This is a genomic window from Celeribacter sp. HF31 (assembly GCF_011806455.1).
Taxonomy (GTDB): Bacteria; Pseudomonadota; Alphaproteobacteria; order Rhodobacterales; family Rhodobacteraceae; genus Celeribacter.
On record NZ_JAATOT010000001.1, the window covers coordinates 224,611 to 246,859 of the forward strand.

At 61.0% G+C, this 22,249-nt stretch carries 18 protein-coding genes; 14 read left to right on the top strand and 4 right to left on the bottom strand.

Translation table 11 applies throughout. The annotated features are described in order from the left end of the window. Positions 1-166: 166 nt before the first annotated feature. From arsJ to HCZ23_RS01155, 3 genes are read right to left on the bottom strand one after another with little or no spacing between them, the layout of a single operon-like run. Positions 167-1,453, bottom strand: coding sequence for an organoarsenical effux MFS transporter ArsJ (gene arsJ, locus HCZ23_RS01145; protein ID WP_167599865.1), 1,287 nt, complete (start codon positions 1,451-1,453; stop codon positions 167-169). Next, positions 1,453-2,475 carry an ArsJ-associated glyceraldehyde-3-phosphate dehydrogenase gene (locus HCZ23_RS01150; protein WP_167599866.1) on the bottom strand — a complete coding sequence of 341 codons (1,023 nt, stop codon included), beginning with the start codon at positions 2,473-2,475 and terminating at the stop codon, positions 1,453-1,455. The genes arsJ and HCZ23_RS01150 overlap by 1 nt, the downstream gene beginning before the upstream one ends. Positions 2,476-2,486: 11 nt before the next feature. Continuing rightward, positions 2,487-3,302 carry a helix-turn-helix domain-containing protein gene (locus HCZ23_RS01155; RefSeq protein WP_167599867.1) on the bottom strand — a complete coding sequence of 272 codons (816 nt, stop codon included), beginning with the start codon at positions 3,300-3,302 and terminating at the stop codon, positions 2,487-2,489. Between the two features lie 274 nt (positions 3,303-3,576). Between HCZ23_RS01155 and cydD the strand changes: the two genes are divergently transcribed. From cydD to HCZ23_RS01205, 10 genes are all read left to right on the top strand, one after another. Beyond that, a complete protein-coding gene (cydD, locus tag HCZ23_RS01160; protein ID WP_167599868.1) occupies positions 3,577-5,268 on the top strand; it encodes a thiol reductant ABC exporter subunit CydD in 1,692 nt (563 codons plus the stop codon). Continuing rightward, a complete protein-coding gene (gene cydC, locus HCZ23_RS01165; protein WP_167599869.1) occupies positions 5,261-6,886 on the top strand; it encodes a thiol reductant ABC exporter subunit CydC in 1,626 nt (541 codons plus the stop codon). The genes cydD and cydC overlap by 8 nt, the downstream gene beginning before the upstream one ends. A 224-nt stretch (positions 6,887-7,110) precedes the next feature. Then, positions 7,111-8,724 (top strand): cytochrome ubiquinol oxidase subunit I, encoded by a 1,614-nt coding sequence (locus HCZ23_RS01170; protein WP_167599870.1) that lies wholly within the window; start codon positions 7,111-7,113, stop codon positions 8,722-8,724. Positions 8,725-8,729: 5 nt separating this feature from the next. Continuing rightward, on the top strand, positions 8,730-9,893 hold the full coding sequence (gene cydB, locus HCZ23_RS01175; RefSeq protein ID WP_167599871.1) for a cytochrome d ubiquinol oxidase subunit II: 1,164 nt from the start codon (positions 8,730-8,732) through the stop codon (positions 9,891-9,893). Between the two features lie 13 nt (positions 9,894-9,906). Beyond that, positions 9,907-10,029: a cytochrome bd-I oxidase subunit CydX gene (gene cydX / locus HCZ23_RS01180; protein WP_167599872.1), complete on the top strand. Its 123-nt coding sequence runs from the start codon at positions 9,907-9,909 to the stop codon at positions 10,027-10,029. A gap of 219 nt (positions 10,030-10,248) precedes the next feature. Next, positions 10,249-11,565: an NAD(P)/FAD-dependent oxidoreductase gene (locus HCZ23_RS01185; RefSeq protein WP_167599873.1), complete on the top strand. Its 1,317-nt coding sequence runs from the start codon at positions 10,249-10,251 to the stop codon at positions 11,563-11,565. A 12-nt stretch (positions 11,566-11,577) separates the two neighbouring features. Next, on the top strand, positions 11,578-11,940 hold the full coding sequence (locus tag HCZ23_RS01190) for a DUF5368 domain-containing protein (RefSeq protein ID WP_167599874.1): 363 nt from the start codon (positions 11,578-11,580) through the stop codon (positions 11,938-11,940). Positions 11,941-12,110: 170 nt separating this feature from the next. After that, a complete protein-coding gene (locus HCZ23_RS01195; protein ID WP_167599875.1) occupies positions 12,111-12,863 on the top strand; it encodes a glycosyltransferase family 2 protein in 753 nt (250 codons plus the stop codon). A gap of 3 nt (positions 12,864-12,866) precedes the next feature. Beyond that, complete coding sequence (locus HCZ23_RS01200; protein WP_167599876.1) at positions 12,867-13,184, top strand: lipid-A-disaccharide synthase N-terminal domain-containing protein; 318 nt, start codon at positions 12,867-12,869, stop codon at positions 13,182-13,184. Then, on the top strand, positions 13,168-14,598 hold the full coding sequence (locus HCZ23_RS01205; RefSeq protein WP_167599877.1) for a glycosyltransferase family 39 protein: 1,431 nt from the start codon (positions 13,168-13,170) through the stop codon (positions 14,596-14,598). Before HCZ23_RS01200 ends, HCZ23_RS01205 begins: the two co-directional genes overlap by 17 nt. A gap of 61 nt (positions 14,599-14,659) precedes the next feature. On the opposite strand, the gene HCZ23_RS01210 is transcribed toward HCZ23_RS01205, so the two are convergent. Beyond that, positions 14,660-15,298, bottom strand: a complete 639-nt coding sequence (locus tag HCZ23_RS01210) for a sugar transferase (protein WP_368487263.1) — start codon at positions 15,296-15,298, stop codon at positions 14,660-14,662. 676 nt (positions 15,299-15,974) lie between these two features. Between HCZ23_RS01210 and modB the strand changes: the two genes are divergently transcribed. From modB to HCZ23_RS01230, 4 genes are all read left to right on the top strand, one after another. Next, on the top strand, positions 15,975-16,688 hold the full coding sequence (modB, locus tag HCZ23_RS01215) for a molybdate ABC transporter permease subunit (RefSeq protein ID WP_167600281.1): 714 nt from the start codon (positions 15,975-15,977) through the stop codon (positions 16,686-16,688). Beyond that, complete coding sequence (modC, locus tag HCZ23_RS01220) at positions 16,685-17,764, top strand: molybdenum ABC transporter ATP-binding protein (protein ID WP_167599879.1); 1,080 nt, start codon at positions 16,685-16,687, stop codon at positions 17,762-17,764. The genes modB and modC overlap by 4 nt, the downstream gene beginning before the upstream one ends. 166 nt (positions 17,765-17,930) lie before the next feature. Continuing rightward, complete coding sequence (locus HCZ23_RS01225; protein WP_167599880.1) at positions 17,931-18,917, top strand: efflux RND transporter periplasmic adaptor subunit; 987 nt, start codon at positions 17,931-17,933, stop codon at positions 18,915-18,917. Further along, entirely contained in the window at positions 18,910-22,197 is a 3,288-nt protein-coding gene (locus HCZ23_RS01230) for an efflux RND transporter permease subunit (protein ID WP_167599881.1), read from the top strand. The genes HCZ23_RS01225 and HCZ23_RS01230 overlap by 8 nt, the downstream gene beginning before the upstream one ends. Positions 22,198-22,249 lie beyond the last annotated feature (52 nt).

Genomic DNA, 22,249 nt, shown 5'->3' on the forward strand with positions numbered 1-22,249 from the left:
GATAAGCGTCCGCTTCCCCTTTGGTAAACCCCCTTTTTCGACAGGAGTCAGTTTGCTTTGCAAAATTGCGGAAAAACTCTGCAAATTACGCATTCTACGTGCTCTGCTGCAAAGTTATTCAGGAATTTTCCCATATTTTCAGACCTTTCGGTCAGGTTTTTACCCGTCAATGCGACGAATGTCGATCCATGCTCCGATCCAAGCCGCGCGCGGAGAGAAAGCTCAGCCCCGCCATTATGCCAGCAGTTGCGAGGCAAAGCCAAAGTCCGCCGAGCTGATAGGAGAGGCCGGACAAAAGCGTGCCCAAAAGCCGCCCCGCCGCGTTGGCCATATAGTAGAAGCCCACATCCATCGTCACACGGTCCTCGCCGGAGAAGGCGAGGATGAGGTAGGAATGCACCGAGGAATTCACAGCAAAGACAAAGCCGAAGAGCAAGAGCCCCGCGACCAAGGAGATCGTCAGCCAAAGTGTCGGCGCACCAGCGATCAAGGCGAGCGCGGCGAGGACAAAGGGGATGGGCGTCAGAAGCCCGACCCATTTGACGGCCATCCGCGCACCGGCCGCGTCGTCTCCTGCGGCGCCTTTGAGAAAGCTTGGCGCGATGCCTTGGACAAAGCCATAGCCGATAATCCAGAGCGCCATGAAGGCGCCGACGATGAAAAACGCCTGCCGCGCGCCTTCGGGCGTGCCGTCGGAGAAGATCGCTTTGAAATAGATCGGGATGCCGACCACGAACCAGACATCGCGCGCGCCAAAGAGGAACATGCGCGCGAGGGACAATTGGTTGATGCGGCGATCCTTCGACCAGATCGCCGAGATTTTGGTGCCCTTTTTGCCGGTCGGAAGGCCCTTGGGCATGAAGATCGCCACCGCCACGAGGATCACGGCAAGGACCAAAGCCATGCCCCAGACCGCCGCCTTGAAACCTGCGAGCGCCAGGAGTGCGGCGCCTAAGAAAAAGCCAAATCCTTTGACCGCGTTCTTCGATCCCGTGAGCACGGCAACCCATTTGAAGAGGCTGCCGTCGCCTTTCGGGGCGAGGATCTTGACTGCCGATTTCGACGACATTTTTGCGAGGTCTTTGGCGACGCCCGAGGCGCCTTGCACTGCCATGACGTAGATCACCGAGGCCGAGACCGACCAAGCGGGATCAAGCCCGGCCAAGGCGGCGAGGGCGCCGATCTGGATGACAAGTCCCGCGTAAAGTGTTGAGGTCAAACCGAAACGTGCCGCCAACCAACCTGCAGAGAGGTTGGTGACGATGCCCGCAATTTCGTAGAACAGGAACAGATACGCCAGTTGGATCGGCGAAAACCCCAGCCCGTTGAAATGCAACAGAACGAGCATTCTGAGCGCGCCATCCGAAAGCATGAAAGCCCAATAGGCCGCCGTGACGGCCATATAGGCGCGCATTGGATTTGAACGTGGGTTTTCCGCCGCTTCGGTCGTCATCACATGGCACTCGCAACCATGCGGGCAATGTCCGCAAGACGGCAGGAATAGCCCCATTCATTGTCGTACCAGGCGTAAATTTTCACCTGTGTCCCGTTGATCACCATGGTCGATTGCGCGTCCACGATGGAGCTGCGCGGGTCGTTGACGTAATCCGTGGACACCAAAGGCCGCGTTTCATAGCCAAGAATGCCTTTGAGCGCGCCTTCGGAGGCCGTTTTGAACAGCGCGTTGACCTCTTCGGCGGTCGTTTCGCGTTCGACTTCGAATACACAATCGGTGATCGAGGCATTGAGCAACGGCACCCGCACCGCATGGCCATTGAGGCGACCTTTCAGCTCCGGGTAGATCAGCGTGATCGCGGTCGCCGAGCCGGTCGTGGTCGGGATCAGGTTCATCGAAGCGGCCCGCGCGCGGCGCATGTCCTTGGCGGGGCGGTCGACGATGGTCTGCGTGTTGGTCACGTCATGGATCGTCGTGATCGAGCCGTGTTTGATGCCAAGGTTTTCGTGGATCACCTTGACCACCGGCGCGAGGCAATTGGTGGTGCAAGACGCTGCCGTGACCAGATCATGCGCCGCTGGATCGTAGAGATCATGGTTGACCCCGTAGACGAGATTGAGCGCGCCGCCATCTTTCACCGGCGCCGAGACGACCACCTTCTTGACGCCCGCCTCGTAATAGGGCGCGATGCGCTCGGCGGTCTTGAAATACCCTGTGCAGTCCATCACCAGATCGACGCCCAATTCCCGCAAAGGCAGGTTTTCGATCCGCGCCTCCCGCGTCAGCATCATATGCGTGCCGTTCACCGTCAGACTGTCGGCGTCATATGAAATCTCCGCATCCCAGCGCCCATGCACGGAGTCGAATTCCAACAACAGCGCATGCTGCTCCGGGTCACCCATCAGATCGTTGATCAACACGATGTTTTCGCCCAGCCCACGGTCGAACAGATCCCGAAGCGCGAGTTTCCCGATGCGGCCCAGGCCGTTCAGGGCAATTTTAGGGGCAATGTTAGCCATGAGATAAATCCTTAGATGTCAGAGAGATCGTCGATCTGCTTTTGCAGAGACAGGCGGTCGAGTTTTTCGAGGGGCAGCGCGGTGAAGACCTCAATCCGGCGGCGCAGCGCGTCATAGGTCTGCGCAAACGCCAATGCGCGTTCGGCCTCCGATCCGGTGGCTTTCACTGGGTCCGGCAGCCCCCAATGCGCGCTCAAAGGCTGACCGATCCACGGCGCGCAGTCTTCGCTCGCGGCCAGATCGCAGACGGTGAAGGTGAAATCGAAAGCGGGTGCGCCTTCGCCCTGAAATTCGGTCACATCTTTTGGGTGCAACCCGGCGGTGAGATGCCCGTGACGCTCCAACAGCGCTCGGGTCTGCGGGTTGATCTCAGCACTGGGCCGGGTGCCCGCGGAAAAGGCCTCGAACCGACCGGCGCCAAGTTCATTCAACAGGGCCTCGGCCATGATCGAGCGCGCGGAATTGCCGGAACAGAGAAACAGCACGCGGTAGGGCCGCGTCTCGCGCTCCGGCAGGGCGCTCAAACACATCTCGGGCCGTCCGCGACAACAATCGTTGACCAGATAGCTGACCAGCCCGTCGCACTGCGCCATGTCCACGCCATAAAACAGCGACCGTCCCTCGCGCGTGGCGGTGATCAACCCGGTTTGCAACAGATCGGAGAGATAGCCCGACAGAGTGTTGGGTTTCATCTCGAGCGCTTCGGCGATTTCCGTCGGACGCACGGGGCGCGGGGCGAAGCGCATCAACAGCCGAAACACCGAAAGGCGTCCGGGGTGGCCGAGGGCGGCGAAGGCTTGGGGCGCTGTGCTGGTGTCATAGGACATGGGGGACTCGCTTATATTTCTATAATTCGTGAATAATAGAAATAAATGATTCTGCCAAACCGAAATCTGTGAGATATGCGTGAAACTTTCATGACAGGACCCGCGACCCCGTTTTGACGTAAGGACAAGGTGAGACACCCCGCCGCAGAAAGGTCGCTCATGGACGGCATACGATTGCATCCCTTGTCGCAACGTGCCAGCAAAGAGCAGATCTGTAAAAACAGGACACAGACTGTAAAGCACAGCCTATAAAGCACAGCGGGATCACACGCGCATGACACGACCAAAGAAACGCCGCCCGGTCGCGCCGGAGCGGCAGAGGCTCAAGGCGCTCTTGGCCGGGGAAAGCCGCGCGATCAAACTGGCGTCTTACATGACCGCTTTCTCGGCGCTCTTATGGTTGCCGCAGGCGGCTTTCGTGGCGGGCGTGTTTGCGCGTCTTCTGACGGGCGAGGGTGGTGTCACGGTTCTGACGGGCGTGATCGCCTTTCTGGGCTTTGCCGTGCTGCGTTTGCTGCTCAATTACCTCGCCGAAGGCCTGCTGTTTCGCGCAGGCCAAAACATCGTCACCCGGACACGGCAGGAGATTTTGGCGCGCGAAGCGAACAGTCTCGGCACCTCGCCGCTGGGTGGCCCCGGTGCGCTGGCGGCCTTGGCGGGCGAAAAACTCGACGCGGTGTTGCCCTATATCACGCGCTACGCCCCCGCCCAGACCCGCGTGATGACGGTGCCTTTTGCGATCCTCGCGATCGCCTTTTGGCAAAGCTGGGCCGTCGGGCTGGTCTTTGTGATTGCCGGGCCTCTGATCCCTGTGTTCATGGCGCTGGTCGGGTATGCTGCCAAGGAGGCCTCCGAGCGCCAGATGCAGGAAATTGGCTCTCTTGGCGATCTCCTGGTCGACCGGTTGGCCGCGCTCTCTGACATCCGTCTCCTGGGTGCCGCCCCGCGACTGATCGAGCGCTTTGAACAGGCTGCGGATGACCTGCGCGACCGCACCATGGCGGTGCTGCGCATCGCGTTCCTGTCCTCGACCGTGCTCGAATTGTTCGCCGCCTTGGGCGTCGCGATGGTCGCCGTCTGGGTCGGCTTTTCGCTCTTGGGTGAGCTGAGCTGGGGCGCTTATGGCGGCGGTATCACGCCTTGGGGTGGGATTTTCCTTTTGCTCTTGGCGCCCGATTATTTCCAGCCGCTGCGCGATCTCTCTGCGGCCTGGCATGACAAAGCCGCGGCGCTGGCTGTCGCGGGCGAATTGGACGCGTGGCAGGCCCATGAGGCCGAGACGCTCATGGGCACCGGCGACAAGGTTTCGCCTCTTGCGGGTCCCGCCCATATCCGCACCTCTGATCTCTCCGTGACTCGCGGCAGTCGCATGATTGCCTACCCCGATGCCGAAATCCCCCCCGGCGCGCGGGTGGCCCTTTCCGGTCCATCAGGCGCAGGCAAAACCACGCTTTTGCGGTTGTTGGCAGGGTTGGAACGTCCGAGCCGCGGCACGGTCGAGGTTGCGGAACAGGAGCTTTCCGACGACACCGCCGACGCTTGGCGCGCGCGCCTTGGCTGGATGCCGCAGGCGCCGATGTTCCTCGGCCGCTCGCTGCGCCACAACATCGCTTTCGGGGCGCCTTTGAACGCCGAATTGATCTCCGATGCGGCCCTGAAGCAGGTGCTCGCAGCGCTGCCCAAGGGCGAACTGACCATTCTGGGCGAGACCGGAGGGGGGCTGTCGGGCGGCGAAGCGCGGCGCGTGATGCTGGCCCGTGCTTTGGCCGCACGCCCCGACGTGGTGTTGGCGGATGAACCCACCGCGGACCTCGATCATGAGACCGCCGACCGGGTGACCGAGGCGCTTTTGGCGCTGGCGGATCGCGGCGCGACCCTGATCGTTGCCACTCATGACACGCGACTCATCGCCAAGATGGATCAGGTGATCGAGATTGCGCCAGAAGGGGAGCGTGCCCATGGCTAAGCTCTGGCATATTTTCCGCCTCATGATGCGCGGCGAGCGCACATCTTTGCTGCGCGGGCTGGCGCTGTCCGCGCTGGTCCTGATCATGGGCGCCTCGCTTCTGGGCCTTTCGGGCTGGTTCATCGTCGCGGCCTCTGCCGCCGGTCTGATCGGGACTGGTGCCGTCTTCGACGTGTTCCGTCCCTCCGCCATGGTACGCTTTCTGGCGATCACCCGCACCGCGACCCGCTACGGCGAGCGTGTGCTCACCCATGATGCGACGCTTCGGGCGCTGGCCAAACTCCGCGTCACGCTTTTGGCGGCGCTATCGACCCGCTCGCATGATCGTTTGATCCGGCTCCGAGGCGCGCAAGCACTCAACCGGATCGTGGCCGATGTCGATGCGCTGGACGGTGTGCCCTTGCGACTGTTCCTGCCGCTGATCGCCGGCGGCGCGACACAACTCTTGGCCTTGGCGGTGCTGTCCTGGCTGGTCGATTGGCGTGTGGCCGTGGCGATTTTCGGCATTTTCACCCTCGGCGGTCTGGGCGTCGTGCTTTGGGGCGTGCGCAGGGCGCGGGTGCCCTCACGTCGCGCGGAAAGTGCCGCGCAGGCCTTTCGGGCGCGCTTTATTGATCTGGTCACAACCCGCGAAGACCTCGCCCTCTACGGGCAACTGCCGGATCAGGTTACGGACTGTCGCGATGCCGAGACGCGGCGTCAAACGGCGGCCACCACGACCGATCTGCGCGAGCGTCAGGCAGGCGCCGCACTCATGGTCGTCTCCGCTCTGGCGGCGGCGGCGGCGCTTTGGATTGGCGGCACGCTGGCAGCGTCTGGCGAGATCACGCCGGCGCGCGCGGCCATCGGGTTTTTCACGGCGCTGGCGCTGATGGAGACCGTGGCGCCGTTGCGGCGCGCGGTGGCGGAGATGGGGCGGATGGTCGGGGCTGCGCGGCGTGTGACGGCACAGACCGAGATGTCGGATTGGCCCGACGCTTTGCCTTGGCCAGAGGGGGCACAGAGTCTTTCATTCTCTTCCGTAACCTTCGCGCGCGGCACGGCACGGCCGGTGTTGTCCGATTTCAACCTTACGGTTACGCCCGGCGAATGGGTCGCGCTCAAAGGCCCGTCGGGCGTGGGCAAAAGCACGGTTCTGTTGCTGGCCGCAGGCGCTTTGCGCCCCTTGAGCGGTAAAGTCTCCCTAAACGATCAATCCGTTACGGAATTTTTACCCGGTGCGACCACCTTGGTCGGGCAACGGGCGGCGCTGATTCAGGGCACGATCGCGGAGAACCTGCGTCTGGCGGCACCGGAGGCGACGGATGAGGCGCTTTGGTCTGCGCTTGCGGCGACGGCTCTGGATGAGGTCGTCGTGTCCAAGGGCGGCTTGGACGCGCGTTTGGGGCCACGCGGTGCGGGGCTTTCGGGCGGCGAGACGCGGCGACTGGTTTTGGCGCGGGCGATTTTGCGGCAGCCTACCGTGTTGCTGTTGGACGAGCCGACCGAGGGGCTCGACACGGCGACCTCGGACCGGGTGCTGGCGGGGATTCGTGCGGCCTTGCCTGAGGCGGCGGTATTGATCGCGGCACATCGGGCGGAAGAGCAGGGGGCGGCGGACCGGATTCTGTCGCTCTGAGACGAGAGACGGGACAGAAAGGGTCAGCGCTCACGCGCAATTGAACGGAAAACACCCCGAACGACGGGGGGCGCGCCGCCATGTCGCGGTCACAATAAGATATATCTGGAATATTGCATTTATTGACATGGGTCAAAGTACCCAAACCTGTGGCGCTTTAAGTCGAAGCCACAAACATGCATCTGCGAGACATCTTTTTTCTCGCGCAAAAGGAGCAAGGGAACATGGAGTTCGGACTAGTTGAGCTGTCGCGCCTGCAATTCGCGATGACAGCCATGTACCACTTTCTCTTCGTGCCGCTCACGCTTGGTCTGTCGATCATCGTGGCGATCATGGAGACGGTCTACGTCATGACCGGTCGCCCGATTTGGCGACAAATGACGAAATTCTGGGCCACGCTGTTCGGGATCAACTTTGTGCTGGGCGTTGCGACGGGCATCACGATGGAGTTCCAGTTCGGCATGAACTGGTCCTACTACAGCCACTACGTCGGCGATATTTTCGGCGCACCGCTGGCCATCGAGGGGCTCATGGCCTTCTTCATGGAAGCGACCTTTGTGGGTCTCATGTTCTTTGGCTGGGACAAGATGTCGAAAGTGGCGCATATGATCGTCACATGGCTTGTGGCCATCGGCTCGAACTTTTCCGCGCTCTGGATTCTCATTGCAAACGGCTGGATGCAGAACCCGGTGGGGGCCGAGTTCAACCCGGACACCATGCGGATGGAGATGACCAACTTCTTCGAAGTGGTGTTTAACGAAGTGGCTCAGGCCAAATTCGTGCACACTGTGTCTGCGGGTTACGTGACCGCCTCGGTCTTCGTGCTGGGTGTCTCTGCCTGGTACTTGCTCAAAGGGCGCCACACCGAGCTGGCCCGTCGCTCCATCGCGATTGCCGCCGCCTTTGGTCTGGCGTCGGCTTTCTCTGTTGTCATTCTGGGCGACGAGTCGGGCTACAACGCCACGCACACTCAGAAGATGAAACTCGCAGCCATCGAAGGCATGTGGGAAACGCAGGAAGCGCCGGCCTCTTTCACGCTGGTCGGCATCCCGGATCGCGAAGCGCGTGAGACGCATTACGCCATCCATATTCCTTACGCGATGGGTCTGATCGGCACGCGCTCTCTGACGGAGGAAATTCCCGGCGTGGATCAACTTGTGGCGGAAGCCAATGAGAAAATCCGCTCCGGCATCATTGCATACGATGCGCTGATGACGATCCGCGAAGAACGCGATGCAACGCCTGTCGAAGTGCGTGCCACCTTTGAAGAGCATTCTGCTGACCTTGGCTTTGCCATGCTGTTGAAGCGCTATGTCGAAGATCCGCGTCAAGCGACCGATGAACAGATCGCCATGGCCGCCGATGACACCGTTCCGGGCGTCGGGCCGCTGTTCTGGGCCTTCCGTCTGATGGTGGGGCTGGGCTTTAGCTTCATCGCGGTGATGATTTACTTCTTCTACCGCACCTCCTTCAAAGGCATGCAATACCCGCGCTGGGCCTTGCGGGCGGCTGTGATCATCATCCCGACGCCGTGGATTGCCGCGGAGCTGGGCTGGTTCGTCGCCGAATTCGGGCGTCAACCCTGGACCGTGGACGGTGTTCTGCCGACGGCTCTGTCGGCCTCGCATCTGTCGATCACCGATCTGCTGATCACGCTTGCTGGCTTTGTGATCTTCTACTCGGTGCTCTTCATCATCGAGATGGGGCTGATGATCAAATACATCAAAAAAGGTCCCTACATGGATGTCGATGAAACAGATCAGTGGATGGAACGCCATGCGCACCGTCTGAGCACCCATGACAGCAAAGGGCCCTTTGCGGCCGAACCTGCGGAGTAACTGACATGATCTTGCATGAATTTATGAGCTTCGAAGTCCTCCGCGTGATCTGGTGGTTGCTTCTGGGCGTCCTTCTGATCGGGTTTGCGCTGACGGACGGGTTCGATATGGGCGTGGGCGCGCTTCTGCCGTTCGTTGGCAAATCCGACAAAGAACGCCGCATCGTGATCAACACCATCGGCCCGGTTTGGGAAGGCAACCAGGTGTGGTTCATCCTGGGTGGGGGTGCGATTTTCGCCGCCTGGCCGATCCTCTACGCCGTGTCCTTTTCGGGGTTCTATCTGGCGATGTTCCTCGTGCTGGCGGCGCTGATCCTGCGTCCGGTGGGCTTCAAATACCGCTCCAAACGCGAAAGCGCGCGGTGGCGGAACAACTGGGACTGGGCGCTCTTCGTGGGCGGTGCGGTTCCGGCGCTGATCTTCGGCGTGGCCGTGGGCAACGTGTTGCAAGGCGTGCCCTTCCACATCACGCCCGACCTTTTGATGCCGCGCTATGATGGCAATGCGATCATGAAGCTTCTGGGTCTGTTGAACCCCTATGCGCTTTTGGCCGGTGTCGTGTCGCTCTCCATGCTCTTGATGCATGGTGCGGCCTGGCTCGGGCTCAAAACCGAAGGCGTGGTACAGCAGCGCGCTCGGAGCATCGGCAACGTCGCGGGCATCGTCGCGGCTGTCACCTATGCGCTTGCCGGTCTCTGGCTGGCCTTCGGCATCGACGGCTTCCAGATTGTCGGCGAGGTGGTCAAAGACGGCCCGTCCAACCCGCTTCTGTCCGAGGTGACCCGTGGTGGCTCCTGGATGCAGGCCTATTCCGACCGTCCGTGGATCGTGATCGCGCCGGTGATGGCCTTTGTCGGCATCGCCATGGCTGTGATGGGGCTGCGCAAAGGCAAAGAGGTCTCGACGCTTTTGTGGTCGAAACTGGGCATCACCGGGATCATCTCTTCGGTCGGCCTGACGATGTTCCCCTTCATCTTGCCGTCCACCGTCGATCCCAACAGCTCGCTCACCGTCTGGGACAGCTCAAGCTCGCACCTGACGCTCTTTGTGATGCTGATCTGTGCGATCATCTTCATGCCGATCATCCTCGCCTACACCTCCTGGGTCTACAAAGTGCTCTGGGGCAAGGTCACCGAGGATGAACTCGACAGCAACGCTCAAAGCTACTGAGAAAGGACCAACCATGTGGTATTTTGCCTGGATTCTTGGCCTTCCGCTCGCTGCTCTCTTCGCGGTCTTGAACGCGATGTGGCTTGAAATGCGCGAAGATTCGCGTCTGGCCGATGAGCAGGACGACAAGTCCTGAGACACCGCCTGACCAAAACGTTGACAAGGTCATTCGACCTGACCTTGTCATAAACGCTTTCGTCCCTTCAGGTGGCCTGCTCCGGGGGTGTCGTTCCACCGCCCCCGGAGCGCCTTAAACCAAACTGCTCCGCCCGCCATCGTGGGCGGAATTTTCCGCACCAAAAATATGCATACATATGCATGCAAATATGTGACGTACACAGAGATGGAGAGAGACATGAACTCACCGAATTCCCCAAAGATCGGGCGCCGGGGTTTCCTCGGACTGGCCGCAGGGGCCACGGCGCTGGCCGCCAGCTCCGGCGAGGTCCGCGCCGCTAGCGTTCCGACCAACGCCAGGATCGTCATCATCGGCGCGGGCGCCGGTGGCACCGCCCTGGCCAACCGCCTCGTAGACCGCCTTGAGGGCGCCCAGATCACGCTGATCGACCCGCGTAAGCAACACCTCTATCAACCCGGCCTGACACTTGTCGCCGCCGGTCTCAAGCCCGCAGATTACGTGGTCTCCGAGACCACCGACTGGCTGCCCAAAGGTGTGAGCCTCATCGCCGAAAAAGCCGCCGCCATAGACCCCGTCGCGAAAACCGTTTCGACCGAGGGCGGTCAGACGCTCTCTTACGATTTCCTCGTCGTGGCCCCCGGCCTGATCCTCGATCACGATGCCATCGAAGGGTTCTCCCTCGATATGGTCGGCGAAAACGGCATCGGCGCGCTTTACGCCGGGCCGCAATATGCCGCCGCCACCTGGAAAGCCGCCTCGAAATTCATCGAAGAGGGCGGTCACGGCATCTTCACCCGTCCGGGCACCGAGATGAAATGCGCCGGTGCGCCTTTGAAACACACCTTCCTGATCGACGACCGTCTGCGTCGCGCGGGCAATCGGGGCAAAGCCGAGATCACCTACGGCGCCCATGACGGTGCGCTTTTCGGGGTGCCGATTGTCTCTGAGAAAGTCCGCATGCTGTTTTTGGACCGCGACATCGCGCCGGTTTACCAGCACACGGTGAAATCCATTGATGCGGGCGCGAAACGTGTGACCTTCAACACCGCCGAGGGGACCGAAGAGATGGACTACGATTACATCCACCTCATTCCGCCGCAACGCGCGCCTGAGGTGATCCGCCAGTCCGGCCTGTCCTGGGCCGACAAATGGACGGATCAGGGCTGGGTCGAATGCGATATGGCGACGCTTCAACACCTGCGCTACCCGGAGATCTGGGCGCTGGGCGATGTCGCCGGTGTGCCAAAGGGAAAAACCGCAGCCTCCGTCAAATGGCAGGTGCCGGTGGTCGAAGACCAGATCGTCTCCGCCATCGCAGGCACTGAACCGACAGAGACCTATGGCGGCTACACCTCATGCCCGATGATCACCAGGATCGGCCGCGCGATGCTGGTGGAGTTCGACTACAACAACAATCTTCTGCCGTCCTTTGAGGGTATCATCCCGCCGCTCGAGGAGCTGTGGATTTCCTGGCTGATGAAAGAGGTGGCGCTGAAAGCCACCTACAACGCCATGCTGCGTGGCAAGGCCTAAGGGAGAGCGACTATGAAAGATCTGACGTTTCAAACCCTCATCGCCGTTTTCGAAGAAATCTTCGGGCGGGGGCTGTTCTGGACCATGGTGGCCGCTGCTGTCGTGGTGACGCTGGGCTATCTTTACGTGCTGGTCCGCGACCGTGCGGTGAGCTGGCGCAAATTCCTTTGGGCGCAGTTGTCCATGCCGGTGGGTGCCGTTTTGGCAGTCTGGTTCGTCATGGCGATGACCCATTCGGCGCCGTCTGACATCGGCGGTGCGGTGGACCTCATCGTCTTCCTCGGTGTGGCCGTCATGGGGGCGATCGGCATGGCGATCCTCGTCTACACGCTCGAGTCCCTCATCAAACCGCCGAAAGCCAAACCCGAATCCTGAGGCCGTTTCGTTCCGAACGCGCCAAAGGGTGGGCGCCCCCGGTGTGCGGACCGGGGGCGTCTCTTTGTATCAGGCATGCCGCAATCCCGTGCAGCCCTTGGCGTTTTGCTTTACATCAAGAGGCGGCTCCGGTAATCGCGGGGACGAAAAATAAAGGGTACGACCGGCTTATGTGCGACACGTCCATCATCATTCCCTGCCGCAATGAGGCGGAAAACATCGGCGCTTTGCTCGACGAGATCACCGAAGCCTGTGCCAATATCGGCCCCTTCGAAATCATCGTGATCGACGACGCCTCCGATGACGGCATGGCCGATATTCTGGCTCAGAGAATGGGTGTGATGCCGCATCTGCGGGTGATCCGCCATGACCGCTCCGGCGGCCAATCCGCAGGCGTCCACTCCGGCGTGCGCGCGGCGCGGGGCACGGTCTGTTGTACGCTGGATGGCGATGGCCAGAACCCGGGCACCGAAGTGCCCAATATGATCGCGCCGTTCAGCGGCCCGAATGCCGCCAACATCGGCCTCGTCGCGGGGCAACGCGTCGGGCGTCAGGACACGTTTTCGAAACGCTACGCCTCGAAATTCGCCAATGCTCTGCGCGCGAAAATCCTCAAAGACGGCACGCGTGACACAGGCTGTGGGCTCAAGGCCTTTCGCCGCGACGATTTTCTGAACCTGCCCTATTTCGATCACATGCACCGCTACCTTCCGGCGCTTTTTGCCCGCGATGGCTGGGAGATCGCCCACGTCGATGTCTCTCACCGCGCGCGGGGCGGCGGTCGGTCGCATTACTCGAACCTGCAACGCGGGCTGGTGGGTGTGGTCGATCTGATCGGGGTGGCCTGGCTTTTGAAACGCCGCAAGAAATCACGCCCCACCGAAGTCACGTCGCCCGCCAAATCCCCCCGCACGGAGGGCTAACCGATGCAATGGCTGATGACGATCCTGCATGTCGACACGGTGGCGGAACTGTGGTGGGTGCTCTTTGGCCTCTCCGCGCAGCTCATGTTCACCGCGCGGTTTCTGTTGCAATGGATCGCCTCTGAGCGTGCCAAAAATTCGGTGATGCCGGTGGCGTTCTGGTATTTCTCGCTCGCGGGCGGGGTGATGCTTTTGATCTACGCGCTCTACCGCAAGGACCCGGTTTTCGTTTTGGGCCAAGCCCTTGGCGTCGTGATCTACGTCCGTAATCTCTGGCTGATCTATGCAAATCGCCGCGCCGACAATGCCCTCTCGGACTGAGCCGCAAAGCTGGCGCCCTCTGGCGCTGATTTTCATTGCCGTGGCCGTCGCGCTGCGGCTTGTGGCCTTGGCGTTTGATCGCACCGATCTCTTCGTCGATGAGGTGCAATATTGGTTCTGGGGGCAGAACCTCGATTTCGGCTATTATTCCAAACCGCCTTTGATCGGCTGGCTGATCCGTCTCGTCACCGATCTGGCCGGCTCGGATGCGGCCTTTTGGGTGCGGATGCCGGGCGCGGTGCTGCACGGGATCACCGCCTATCTTCTCGGCGCTTTGGCTGCACGGCTGTTCGGGCGTGAGGCCGCGCTTTGGACCGTGGCGCTGTACCTGAGCCTGCCCTTCGTGGCCTTGGGCTCCGTCATGATTTCAACCGACACGGTGATGGCGCCGTTTTATGCCGCGGCTCTTTTGTTCTTTTTCCGCACCATCGAGACCCGCCACCTGCGCGATGCGCTGGCCGTCGGTGTTTTTGCAGGCCTCGCCTTCATGGCGAAATACGCCGCGATCTATTTCCTCATCGGCTCCGCGCTTGTGATGCTCACCCAGCCGGGCCTGCGACCGGGCTGGCGCAATCTCGCGGTGATGATCGGGGGCTTTGTCGTCACCATCCTGCCGAATGTGCTGTGGAACCTGTCGCATGATCTGACCACCGTGTCGCATACGATGGACAACGCGGGCTGGGTCCGCACCGGTGCCGCCTTTGATGTCGGCTCGATGGCGGAGTTCTTTTTCAGTCAGTTCGGCGTTTTCGGGCCCGTGACCATGGGCGCGCTGATCGTCGCATATTTGCGGCCGAAGCGCGGCATCCACACCGCCCTCGTGTTGTTTTCCATCCCGGCGCTTCTGACCGTCACCGTGCAGGCGCTTTTGGAAAAAGCCTATGCCAATTGGGCCATTGCGACCTATTTTTCCGGGCTGATCCTCGCCGTCATGGTCTTGCCGCGACTTGGTCGCTGGATCGCATTGGGCGTCAATCTGGTGCTCTCTGCCCTCCTGCCGATCCTGATCGTCCTTGCGCCCTGGCCGCAAACCGGGGCAGGAGCGCCTCTGCTCGAACGCTATCTCGGACGTCATGCCCTCTCAGAGAGCATCCTGAGTCTGGCGGAACAAGAGGATCTGCCTGTCGTCAGTGGCAATCGCGATATTCTGGCCGATCTTTTCTACGTCGGGCGCGACAGCGATGTGGCGCTCTATGCGTTGCCGGAAGTCGGTCGGCTCTCAAGCTACTATGCCCAGACGGTCGCCTTGCCCGCGACGGTCTCTGGCGATGTCCTGATCCTTTGGTCCGGAATGCCGCCATGCGAGGCCGAAGAGCTCAATGGTCTGGTGCTAGAGGGGCTTTATGCGGGCGCCGATCTCTCCGCCTGGCGGGTGCCTGCCGCCTGTCTGCTGGCGTTAGGGGCGGGCGAATAAAAGAGCCGCTCAGACGGCTGAGCGGCTCAAAAGACTTTCCGTCATCTGGCTCTCATTTGGCTCAGTGCCCGGTGGTTTTGAACACCACTGTCACCGTGCGCAGGATCAGACTTATATCGGTCATGAAGCTCTGTTTACGGTGGTAGAGATTGTCGAATTTTACGCGGGCCACGAAACTCGTCTCACCACGCCCCGAAACCTGCCACATGCCGGTGATGCCAGGGCGCATTTCGAAATAGGCGCGTCCCTTGGCCTTTTCATAGAGCATCTGCTGGCTCGGCATGAAGGGGCGCGGGCCGACAAAGCTCATGTCGCCTTTCAGCACATTGAGCACCTGCGGCAGTTCGTCGAGCGAGGTTTTGCGGATGAACCGCCCGATCTTGGTGATCCGGGGGTCATGGCGTAGCTTCTGATAGGTGCTCCATTCCTTCGCGATCTCCGGGTTCTCTTTGCACAGCTGAACCAGAAGTTGGTCTGCATTCACTCGCATGGAGCGCAGCTTGTAGAACTGGAACATCCTGCCGTCACGTCCGATCCGCCTCTGGGCGTAAAAGGCCGGCCCGCCATCCATCTTCACCAGCACGGCCAGGATCAGGATCACTGGGATGACGACAGGCGAGACGAGGAGAAAGAACAGGACGTCGAACAGACGCTTGCCGAAAGCCTCGTAAAAGGAAAAGTGGAAGCGGGGCAAATCCACCGCATGAGCAGACGTAGTGAAAGTTCTCTCGGATTTCGATGGGTATACCATAATTTCCTCCGAAACGCGTCTTTCGACATTTGTAGGCGAATTAAATTTCCCATGCAACCCTAGGTTGATTTTGGAACTGATTCTGGGGGCGACGGGCCTTCAATGCTGCACTTGAATATTCCTACACCATATGGGCGATGTTTCCTACCGTCTGGCAAGGCGATTTTAGGGGTGTTTTGTTAACTTCGATATTTTTTTGATCTATATCAAAGGAGAATTGGCATAAAACACACGCGAAAAGAAATTTGAAAAGTCAAAACATGGTTAACGCAAGCAGGGCCAGTCGCGATTTTTTTACGCGAGTGACGCCACGGAAATTTTGATTCGGTCGCTGCGTCGCAGCGCCCGCATGACGTGTATTGCGAGATCCGCGTGACTTTGCCTGTGCGACTTTGCCTGCGCGACTTTGCCTGAGTGACTTTGCCTGCGTGGCATTGAAAGACGCCTGCGACGAGACTTGCGCAGACAAGGCCTGCGCCCGAAGGTATAAGTCCAGGAGGAGAGACGGGACTGAATGGGATGAAACGGCAATGACAGGACGCTTTCGCAGGCGGGCAGAAGGGGGCCGAAAAGAGTGTACGTCTTCCATTGGGCTGCGTTGCTCCCACGCGGAAGGTGAGCCGTGCTGAGTTTAGAGACCACAGGATTGGGGCCAGAAGAATGGCAGGCCATCGCCCTCTCGCTCAAAGTCGCCTTTTGGGCGGCGCTCGCGAGCCTGCCGTTCGGCATTTTCATTGCCTATGCGTTGGCACGCTGGGACTTCCCTGGGCGTCAACTGCTCAACGGTCTGGTGCATCTGCCTCTGGTCCTGCCGCCGGTCGTCACCGGCTATCTGCTGTTGATGACCCTGGGCACCCGCGCGCCGCTCGGGGCGTTCCTGCAAAACTTCGGCATCGTCTTTTCCTTCCGCTGGACCGGCGCCGCGCTGGCCGCCGCGATCATGGGGTTCCCGCTCATGGTGCGCGCCATCCGACTGTCGATCGAGGCGGTGGATGCCCGCCTTGAAGAGGCTGCCTCCACCTTGGGGGCCTCGCCCTTGCATGTGTTTTTCCGAGTGACCCTGCCGTTGTCCTGGCCCGGCATCCTCGCCGGCGCGGTATTGGCCTTTGCCAAGGCCTTGGGCGAATTTGGGGCCACGATCACCTTCGTCTCCAACATCCCGGGCCAGACCCGAACCTTGCCCTCCGCCATCTACGCCTTTCTCCAAGTGCCAGGCGGCGAAAGCGCGGCGTTGCGGCTGGTCCTGATCTCCATCGCTCTGGCCATGGGGGCGCTCATCCTGTCCGAGGTCTTGGCCCGCCGGGTGTCGAAACGCCTGTCCGGGGGAGGGCGCTCATGACCCTGCGTGTCGATCTCAAACACCGTTTCGCCGAGTTCTCACTCGATCTCGGTTTTGATGTGCCAGATGGCATCACCGTGTTGTTCGGTCGGTCGGGCTCCGGCAAGTCCACTGTGCTGCGCGCCATCGCGGGGATTTTCAAACCGGATCAGGCGCGCATCGTCCTGTCGGATCGGGTGCTCTGTGACAGTGAGGCCGGGCCCTGCCTGCCGCCGCAGAAACGTCGGATCGGCATGATTTTTCAGGACGCCCGGCTCTTTCCGCATCTCACCGTGGCGCAAAACCTTGATTTCGGGCGGCGGTTCTCCAAGCGCGACGTGCCAGCACATGCAGTCACGCAAATGGTCGACATGCTGGGTATTGGCGCGCTTCTGGACCGTCGCCCAGAGGGCCTGTCCGGCGGGGAACAGCAACGTGTCGCCATCGGGCGGGCGCTTTTGTCCGGGGCCGAAATGATCCTGGCCGACGAACCGCTGGCCGCGTTGGACGAGGCGCGCAAGGCGGAGATCCTGCCCTATTTCGAACGGTTGCGCGATGAGATCGCCATCCCCGTGCTCTACGTCAGCCACAGTCCCGCAGAGGTTGCCCGCCTCGCCACCACGGTGATCGCGCTCGAGGCCGGTCGTGTGATCGGGCAGGGCAGCGCCGAGGCTGTGCTGGGCGATCCTGCCGTTTTGCCGGTGGGCGCGGGCGGCGCAGGCGCACTGATCCGGGCCACGGTGCGGGCGCATCACGCGGATGGGTTGACCGAGCTTGACGCCGGGGGCGAGGCCCTGTTCCTGCCGCGTCTCATGGCCGATCCGGGCCATCCGGTTCGTTTGCGTATTGCGGCACATGAGGTGATCCTTTCTCCGGACCGCCCCGTCGGGCTTTCGGCACTCAACATCCTCAGCGGCACCATTGCCGAGGTTTCCGAAGCCCAAGGCTCCGCCGTCCTGGTGGCGCTTCAAACCGGGGCAGGGCGGGTTTTGGCGCGGGTCACGACACGCTCGGTCGCGGCCTTGGGGCTCTGCGAGGGCGCGCCTTGTCACGCGGTGATCAAAACCGCCTCGATCGCGCAGGATAACCTCGCCTGAAGGGCGTCCAAACGGCGGCCCTGATGGAAAGTCTCGGACTGTCGCGACAACAGGCGACATTTCCTACACATTCAAGACAGGGTAGACTTGCGTATAGTCTGAAATTTGATACACATGCAAAAAGTTGAATGTTAGGCTGCCGCCTGACGCCAGAACAGAGGTCAAAATGCGCCGCACCCTTTTGCTCACGATGATGCTTCTGCCCGGGTCGATCCTGGTCGGACATCCCGCCCTCTCCGAAACCCTTGCGCTCACGCCGCAGCCGATCACCGAATGGAAACCGGTCTACGCCGAGGTCGAGCCCCGCGATCAGGTGCCCGCGCGCGCGCGCATCGGCGGCACGATCACCACGCTTGATGTGACCGAGGGCGATCTGGTCGAGGCGGGTCAACGCGTGGCGCTGATCGAAGACACCAAACTTTTGTTCCAGATCGAAGGCATCGATGCCCAGCTCGACGCCTATAACTCCCAGCTTGTGAAAGCGCAGGACGATCTGACCCGGGGCGAGTCGCTGTCGGAACGCGGCGTGATTTCGACCTCGAGCCTGCAGGCGCTTCAGACCAATGTGACCGTGCTCGAAGGCCAGATCACCTCGTTGCAGTCCGAACGCCAAGTGGTGTCGCGCCAGATCGAAGAGGGCGAAGTGCTCGCCCCTGAGGCCGGTGTCGTGCTCGATGTGCCGGTGTCGAAAGGCGCGGTGATCATGGGCGGCGAACAGGTGGCCCTGATTGGCTCGGGCGGCACATTCCTGCGCCTCGGTGTCTCCGAGCGCTATGCGGATCGTTTGACCGAAGGCGATACCATTCAAATTCTGGGCGCGGACGAGACCCAGACCGGCACGCTCGCGAAAATCTATCCGCTCATTCAGGGCGGCCGCGTCGAGGCCGATGTCGAGGTCGAGGATCTGGACGCCCGTTTCGTTGGGCGCCGTGTGCAGGTTCAACTCCCCGTCGGAAGCCATGACGCACTCCTTGTGCCGCAAACCGTGCTGACCCAATCCGGCGGCCTTGATTTCGTGTCGGTCGAAGCGGACGGACAGTCCAGCGAGCGCGTCGTCGTGCCGGGCAATGAGGTGATGCTGGACGGAGTCACCTATGTCGAAATTCTGAGCGGCCTGTCCGCCGGCGATGTGGTGGTGATCGACCATGAGTAATCCACACGGACCGACGGGCGCGCTCGGCATTGCCGGCCACCTGACCCGCAGTTTCATTCTTTCTCCTCTGACACCCCTTTTCCTTTTGGCCGCTTTGGCTGTGGGCATGATCGCACTGATCTCCCTACCGCGCGAAGAGGAACCGCAAATTTCCGTGCCTCTCGTGGACATCCATGTCGAAACACCCGGGCTCAAAGCTCAGGACGGGCTCAAGCTTGTCACTGAACCGCTGGAGACCATCGTCAAGGGCATCGATCAGGTCGAACATGTCTACTCCGACAGCCGAGATGATCACATCATGGTCACCGCGCGGTTTGACGTCGGCGTGCCCTCCGAGACCGCCATCGTGCGGGTGCGGGACAAGATCATGGCCAATCTCGACCGCCTTCCGGTCGGGATCAATGAACCTCTCGTGGTGGGCCGCGGCATCAACGATGTCGCCATCGTCGCGCTGACCTTCAGCCCGTCTGAGGACAATGCGGCGATGAATGCCGCCGATCTGACCCGGGTCGTCAAAGAGGTCGAGGTCCAGCTCGCGCGGATCGAAAATGTCGGTCTGACCTATGTGATCGGCGCCACCGAAGAGGCCCTGCGCGTCGCACCGGACCCGGAAAAACTGGCGCTTTACGGCGTGACCCTGCAACAGCTCTCGAACAAGGTCGCGGGGGCCAATTCCGCAAGCCCCGCCGGGCTTTTGCGCGATGGCGGCGAACAGGTCGGGCTGATCGTCGGCAAGACGCTGACGACGCCCGAAGAGATCGGCAACCTCGAACTCACGGCCCGCGATGGGCGCACCGTCTATGTGCGGGACGTCGCAGATGTCGCCTTTGTCTCCGATCTCGATGAGCACTATGTCGCGACGCTGACACGCGCCGGGGCGCAGGGCGAAGAGGCCGGTGACGAGGCCGGTGAAGAGGGCCATGTCGAAATGGATATGGCCGCCCCGATCATTCGCCGCCCGGCGGTGACCTTGGCGATTGCCAAACGCGCGGGCGCCAATGCCGTGGTCGTGGCCGATGAAATCCTGCATCGCGTCGAGACCATGAAGGGCGAGATCATCCCCAATAGCATCGACGTCGAAGTGACCCGTGACTATGGCGAAACCGCCAATGAAAAGGCCAACGAACTTCTGTTCCACCTGGCCCTTGCGACGCTTTCCATCGTCGGTCTCGTGCTGATCGCCATCGGCTGGCGGGAGGCCATCGTGGTCGCCATCGTGATCCCGGTGACCATCCTTCTGACGCTCTTTGCCTCCTATATCATGGGCTACACGCTCAACCGGGTGTCGCTCTTTGCGTTGATTTTCTCCATCGGGATTCTCGTCGATGACGCCATTGTTGTGATCGAAAACATCGCGCGGCACTGGGGGCTTAAACGTCCGGGTCAAAACCGATTTGGTGCAGCCATTGCCGCCGTGGCCGAGGTCGGCAACCCGACAATCGTCGCCACGCTCACCGTGGTGGTCGCACTTTTGCCGATGCTGTTCGTCTCTGGCATGATGGGTCCCTATATGTCGCCGATCCCGGCCAATGCCTCGGCCGCGATGATCTTTTCCTTTTTCGTGGCTGTGATGATCACGCCCTGGCTGATGATGAAAATCGCGGGCCGCGCCGAGTTACATCACGATGGCGATCATGGCGAAGGTGAGATTCCGGGCGGTAAATTGGGCAAGCTTTACACCCGGATTGCCCGTCCGATCCTGCACACCAAGGGGCATGCTTGGATTTTCCTGATCGTGGTGATCGTGCTGTCTTTCGGCTCTCTGGGGGCGCTTTACACCAAACATGTGACCGTCAAACTTTTGCCCTTCGACAATAAATCCGAGCTGTCGGTGATGATCGACTTGCCGGAAGGCTCCTCCGTCGAGGCTACCGATGCCATTGCGCAGGAGGCTGCAAGGCTGGCCATGACCTTGCCGGAGGTGATGTCGGCCCAGACCCATGCGGGCACGGCGGGCGCCTTTAACTTTAACGGTCTGGTGCGGCATTACTATCTGCGTGAAAACCCGGAAATGGGCGAAGTGCAGTTGAAACTTTTGCCGAAAGGGGATCGCGACCGGACCTCGCATGATATCGCGCTGGAACTGCGCGAGATGTTGCTCGACGGCATATCTGTGCCGCCCGGCACGGCCATGAAAGTGGTTGAGCCGCCGCCGGGACCGCCGGTGATCTCGACGCTTTTGGCGGAAATTTACGGGCCCGATGGCGCAACCCGTCGCGCCGTGGCGGGCAAGGTCCGCGAAGCCTTTGAGAGCGTGGATTTCATCGTCGACACCGATGACAATTATGGCGTTCAGGCGCGTCGCATTCGGGCGGAGATGAAACCGTCGGACCTGAATTTCTACCAGGTGGCCGAAGCTGATGCCGCACAAACCTTGCAGCTTCTGAACAGCTACACCACGGTTGGCTATTCGCACCGTGGCGAGGGGCGGCGTCCGATCCCGATCGTCATCGGGCGGGACAAATCCGACCGTGTCCTGGATGCGACAGCGCTCTCGACGCCGGTCCCAGCCAATGCCTTGCCCGGTGGGCGCGGCGTGGTTGAGCTTGGCGATGTGGTCGAGATCACTGAAGAGGACACCTCATTCCCGATCTTCCGTCACAATGGCTATGACGCCGTGATGGTGCAGGCGGAACTTGCGGGTGCCTATGAAGCGCCGCTCTACGGCATGCTTGCCGTCGCCGAAAAACTCGACGAGATGGACTGGCCCGAGGGGATGAAGCCGGAGATTTCGATGCACGGTCAGCCGACCGATACGTCGAAACCGGTGTTGCTTTGGGATGGGGAATGGGAGGTGACCTGGGTTACGTTCCGCGACATGGGGGCCGCTTTCGGTGTGGCACTTCTGGGCATCTACATTCTTGTCGTGGCACAGTTTGGCTCGTTCCGTTTGCCGCTGGTGATCCTGACACCTGTGCCTTTGACCTTCCTCGGCATCATGATCGGCCACTGGCTGTTCAACGCGCCGTTTTCTGCGCCCTCGATGATTGGTTTCATCGCTTTGGCGGGGATCATCGTACGGAACTCGATCCTTTTGGTCGATTTTATTCGCAACGCAGATGATGACGGCAAGGTGACAACAGAGATCCTTCTGGAAGCTGGCGCCACCCGGTTCAAACCGATCCTGCTCACCGCTGTCGCGGCGATGATCGGGGCGGCGGTGATTCTGGCGGACCCGATCTTCCAAGGTCTGGCCCTGTCGCTGTTCTTCGGGCTGTTGTCTTCGACCGCTCTGACAGTTCTGGTGATCCCGGCGATCTATCGCATCTTCAAGATGTGATCTGGCCTGCAAAACTTAAGGTAAAGGGGAGCGTTTTGCGCTCCCCTTTTTG

What these genes read in the sequence shown, in the direction of transcription:
- arsJ (WP_167599865.1), bottom strand. Translation starts at nt 1,453, where the DNA reads ATGACGACCGAAGCGGCGGAAAACCCACGTTCAAATCCAATGCGCGCC.
- HCZ23_RS01150 (WP_167599866.1), bottom strand. Translation starts at nt 2,475, where the DNA reads ATGGCTAACATTGCCCCTAAAATTGCCCTGAACGGCCTGGGCCGCATC.
- HCZ23_RS01155 (WP_167599867.1), bottom strand. Translation starts at nt 3,302, where the DNA reads ATGTCCTATGACACCAGCACAGCGCCCCAAGCCTTCGCCGCCCTCGGC.
- cydD (WP_167599868.1), top strand. Translation starts at nt 3,577, where the DNA reads ATGACACGACCAAAGAAACGCCGCCCGGTCGCGCCGGAGCGGCAGAGG.
- cydC (WP_167599869.1), top strand. Translation starts at nt 5,261, where the DNA reads ATGGCTAAGCTCTGGCATATTTTCCGCCTCATGATGCGCGGCGAGCGC.
- HCZ23_RS01170 (WP_167599870.1), top strand. Translation starts at nt 7,111, where the DNA reads ATGGAGTTCGGACTAGTTGAGCTGTCGCGCCTGCAATTCGCGATGACA.
- cydB (WP_167599871.1), top strand. Translation starts at nt 8,730, where the DNA reads ATGATCTTGCATGAATTTATGAGCTTCGAAGTCCTCCGCGTGATCTGG.
- cydX (WP_167599872.1), top strand. Translation starts at nt 9,907, where the DNA reads ATGTGGTATTTTGCCTGGATTCTTGGCCTTCCGCTCGCTGCTCTCTTC.
- HCZ23_RS01185 (WP_167599873.1), top strand. Translation starts at nt 10,249, where the DNA reads ATGAACTCACCGAATTCCCCAAAGATCGGGCGCCGGGGTTTCCTCGGA.
- HCZ23_RS01190 (WP_167599874.1), top strand. Translation starts at nt 11,578, where the DNA reads ATGAAAGATCTGACGTTTCAAACCCTCATCGCCGTTTTCGAAGAAATC.
- HCZ23_RS01195 (WP_167599875.1), top strand. Translation starts at nt 12,111, where the DNA reads ATGTGCGACACGTCCATCATCATTCCCTGCCGCAATGAGGCGGAAAAC.
- HCZ23_RS01200 (WP_167599876.1), top strand. Translation starts at nt 12,867, where the DNA reads ATGCAATGGCTGATGACGATCCTGCATGTCGACACGGTGGCGGAACTG.
- HCZ23_RS01205 (WP_167599877.1), top strand. Translation starts at nt 13,168, where the DNA reads ATGCCCTCTCGGACTGAGCCGCAAAGCTGGCGCCCTCTGGCGCTGATT.
- modC (WP_167599879.1), top strand. Translation starts at nt 16,685, where the DNA reads ATGACCCTGCGTGTCGATCTCAAACACCGTTTCGCCGAGTTCTCACTC.
- HCZ23_RS01225 (WP_167599880.1), top strand. Translation starts at nt 17,931, where the DNA reads ATGCGCCGCACCCTTTTGCTCACGATGATGCTTCTGCCCGGGTCGATC.
- HCZ23_RS01230 (WP_167599881.1), top strand. Translation starts at nt 18,910, where the DNA reads ATGAGTAATCCACACGGACCGACGGGCGCGCTCGGCATTGCCGGCCAC.